1 protein-coding gene and 2 pseudogenes are annotated in these 2093 nt (G+C 75.4%); all 3 read right to left on the bottom strand.

Annotated features, from left to right (window positions below):
- A pseudogene (locus AC1D1T_RS32130) lies at positions 1 to 573 on the bottom strand (lipopolysaccharide biosynthesis protein); the annotation flags it as partial.
- Positions 570 to 1754 (bottom strand): glycosyltransferase family 2 protein, encoded by a 1185-nt coding sequence (locus AC1D1T_RS32125; RefSeq protein ID WP_477844726.1) that lies wholly within the window; start codon positions 1752 to 1754, stop codon positions 570 to 572. The gene AC1D1T_RS32125 and the pseudogene AC1D1T_RS32130, both read right to left, overlap by 4 nt.
- Positions 1755 to 1809: 55 nt before the next feature.
- A pseudogene (locus AC1D1T_RS32120) lies at positions 1810 to 2093 on the bottom strand (hypothetical protein); the annotation flags it as partial.

Genomic DNA, 2093 nt, shown 5'->3' with positions numbered 1-2093 from the left:
GCCCATCGCCAGCAGCGCCACCGTCGCCGGCCCTGGCGCACGCGCCGCCACCAGCACGCCGGCCACCACCAGCACCGCATACAGCAGGTCGACCTGCAGCACCTCGGTGGCGCGCCGGTGGGCCAGCAGCACCATGCGGAAGTAGTCGCGGTTCAGCACCACGCAGGCGGCCAGCGCGGCCGCGCCGGCGAGTGCAGCCGTGCGCGCCTCCAGCCGGCCCGCGGCCCACAGCAGGCACGCCGCCAGCACCGCCGCGGCGACGACCGCGCCCAGCAGGCGGCGCTGCGCCAGGTACAGCCCGCCGACCAGCCGCGCCCGCCCTGCCCGGTCGAGCCGGTGCAGCCGGCTCGCCAGCAGCGGCCCGAAGAACGCGTTCTGCAGCGAGGCCAGCAGCGCGATCGCGTTCGACGCGAGGATGAACGCGCCGTACTCCACCGCCGCCGCGTGGCGGATCAGCAGCAGCCCGATCGCGAAGCTCGCGGCCGACAGCACCGCCTGGCTGACGACCGAGCTGCTGAACAGCCGCGCGACCGCCAGGTGCCGGCGCCGGGCCTCGGCCACCGCCCCGTTCACGGCAGCTCCCGCTTCGTCCTCACCCATTCGGCGCTGTCGCGCGCCCGCAGCACCAGCAGCAGCTTCCACAGCACGAACGACGGCGCGCGCAGCAGGTCGAGCAGGCCGCGTACCCCGACGCCGCTGAGCTGCCAGCCGCGCAGCACGTAGGCGACGAGGCTCGCGACACAGCCCGCCGCGAGCCACAGCCAGCCCTGCGCCGCCGGATCCCACGCCCACGCGAGGCCCGCCGCCACGAGCAGCAGCACGGCGCTCGCGCCCAGTTGCGACAGGGGCAGCACCAGCAGGTCGAGCGCGAGGTCCAGGCAGACCGCGCCATCGGTCCGCAGGGCCGCGCGCAGCAGCGGCCGCACGCGCGCGCGCACCAGCTGCCGGCGCCCGGTTTCCCAGCGCAGGCGCTGGCTCGCGGCGGCCTCGTCGCCCGACACCATCAGCCCGTCGGCACGCGCCTCGTCGGCATAGTGCACGCGCTGCCCGGCCAGGCCGAGGGCGATGCCGTACTCGATGTCCTCGGCCAGTCCGAAGGCGCGGTACGGCACCTGGCGCAGCAGGCGGTGCGTCACGCACCAGCCGTTGCCGCGCAGGCCGCACGACAGCCGCAGCCGCTCGCGGGCGCGCGAGCGCAGGCGATGGAAGCACGACAGCGCGATCGCCATCAGCCGCGTGCGCCACGAGGCCTGCGCGTTCAGCACGCCGTGGCAGGCCTGCACCGCCCTCGCGCCGGCCTCGATGCGCGCCGCGAAGGCTTCCAGCAGGTTGGGCGACACCTCGGTATCGGCATCGACCACCACGACGGCATACGCCAGCCCGTGCGCGCGGCTGGCGGCGAAGGCGTGTGCCAGCGCATGGCCCTTGCCGCGGCGTTGCGGGTCGTGCCGCTCCAGCACGACGGCGCCGGCGGCACGCGCACGCGCCGCGGTGTCGTCGCTGCAGTTGTCCGCGACGACCAGCACGCGGTACAGGTCGGCCGGCCAGTCTAGCCGCCGCAGGCTCGCCAGGCAGGCGTCGATCACCGCCGCCTCGTCGTGCGCCGGCACGATCACATCGAAGAACAGCCGGCCCGACGAGCGCCGCGCCGCGCCCGGCGCCTGCGACAGCAGCGTGAGCAGCAGCAGGTAGGCCGAGCAGGCCGCCACCGGAACGGCCAGCAGCGACAGCAGCGCCGGCAGCAGCCAGCTCATTGGGAGCCTCCGTGCTTCGCACTGCGGTATTCGGACTTGGGGCGGCCCGGCGTCCTCATACCGCACCGCCAGGGTGTTCCACGCCGCCATATTCCTGGTAGTGCCAGCCGGCGAAGACCGACAGTTTCCCGAGGTTGGCCGCGACCTTCAGCAGCCAGTGCACCGCGCGGTGGCGACCGGCCGGCCACGCGAGCAGCGCCAGTCCCGCGGCCAGCACCGACTGCGCGAGCGCCCGCGCGAAGAATCGCACCCGGCCGGCCCGCGTGAGCGGCCCGTAACGGCCGTTCAGGCGGTGCCGCGCGTGGTCCTGCCCGCCGCGCAGCGCGCGCAGCAGCAGCC

It is taken from the genome of Rhizobacter sp. P2_H3 (assembly GCF_056403355.1).
The sequence above is the reverse complement of the archived record's forward strand: the minus strand, read 5'-3'. Positions and strand labels throughout refer to the sequence as shown.